The following is a 1298-nucleotide window of genomic DNA, read 5'->3' as shown; positions in this document are numbered from 1 at the left end:
TATTTAACCTTACAACAAGTTTTATGTATTCCATTCAATAATCTTGAACAGCGAATTCTCTGCTTCAATTATTGTGTAATTTCCTTGTTCTAATACGATTCCCCAAAAATCAAGCTCAGGAAAACATTTTTTTAAAATTGTTCGCAAACCACCTAAGTGACCGACGATCACAAAATCTTCTTTCTTTTGGAGCAGTTTTTCAAAACAGTCCAGTATCCGGTATTGAAAGTCTGAAAATCTTTCAGCATTTTTCGGTGTATACTCAAATGGTGACAAAAGCCACTGCTCCCATTCCACTGGAAAGTCGCTGTTGATTTGATCTGCAGTCATTCCCTCCCATGCCCCAAAATCCTTTTCATCCAAAGCTTCTAAAGAAATGGTTGTTTGATTCGGAAAGATTCGCTTCGCCGTTTCGATCGTACGCTGTAGTGAACTCGTATAGACAATAGCATCAATATTCAACTTTTCAAATTTTTCTGCCAGCAAATATGCCTGCTCGATACCTGTTTGATTTATTGAGACGTCCGTCTTTCCGTAAAACAGATGACGTCGATTATATTCCGTTTCACCATGACGAATCATATATATTTTCATAAGAAACCTCGCATAAGAACCAATGTTAGTAAAAAAACTGCTTGCGAAATTGGTGAACAAGCACCTAGTGTATCTCCATTAAAACCGCCCACTTTTTTTAAGACCATCTTCCGATAAAGAATCGTAATAAGAACGTTGGTAATAAAGCAGATAAGACCGGTCCTTCCTAAAAAAAGGAATAGCACTAAAAAAGAAATCAGTTGACAAAAAAATACATCCTGAACTTTCACATTCAAAAAAGTTGTACCAAGCCCTTCAGCATTGCTTCCGGCATATTTCATTTGATAAAACAGAAGACTGATTCCGTTTTTTCCAATAAGATTTAACAACAATACGATAATGGCTTGTAACTTGATACTTATTTGCGGGAGTAACGAAAAAAAACTGAAGGTTAAAAATAGATAATAAAAAACGATAACTATTACACCATTACTGCCCACTCGGCTATCTTTCATGATTTCTAGCATCCGCTCTTTTTTTCGTGATGAAAAAAGCCCATCTGCCATATCAGATAAAGCGTCTAAATGAAATCCGCCCGTAAGCGTGACATCGAAAAACAAAATAAATATCCATGCGATACTAGCTCCGAACAAATGCTGCAAAGGCCAATATACGACAGCTTCAATAAAGCCAATCATCAAACCGAACAGCGAAAAGAAACGAACACCCGAACGCATTTTTTCTTCTGGATCATTGATTTCTAC

General features: G+C 36.7%; 2 protein-coding genes. Both read right to left on the bottom strand.

From position 1 onward, the window contains the following. Positions 1 to 21: 21 nt before the first annotated feature. The gene (locus A5875_RS03615; RefSeq protein ID WP_088932342.1) at positions 22 to 594 is read right to left on the bottom strand and encodes a histidine phosphatase family protein; all 573 of its coding nucleotides are present in this window, start codon (positions 592 to 594) and stop codon (positions 22 to 24) included. After that, positions 591 to 1298: adenosylcobinamide-GDP ribazoletransferase (gene cobS, locus A5875_RS03610; protein WP_088932341.1), on the bottom strand; the 708-nt coding region annotated here is incomplete at its 5' end. The genes cobS and A5875_RS03615, both read right to left, overlap by 4 nt.

It is taken from the genome of Enterococcus sp. 3H8_DIV0648, from assembly GCF_002140655.1.
In the GTDB taxonomy this organism is placed as follows: Bacteria; Bacillota; Bacilli; order Lactobacillales; family Enterococcaceae; genus Enterococcus_A; species Enterococcus_A hulanensis.
This window is presented reverse-complemented; position numbering and strand designations above follow the sequence as displayed.

Bases quoted from the DNA above. Each gene is read 5' to 3' on its own strand.
- A5875_RS03615 (WP_088932342.1), bottom strand. From the start codon at position 594: ATGAAAATATATATGATTCGTCATGGTGAAACGGAATATAATCGACGT.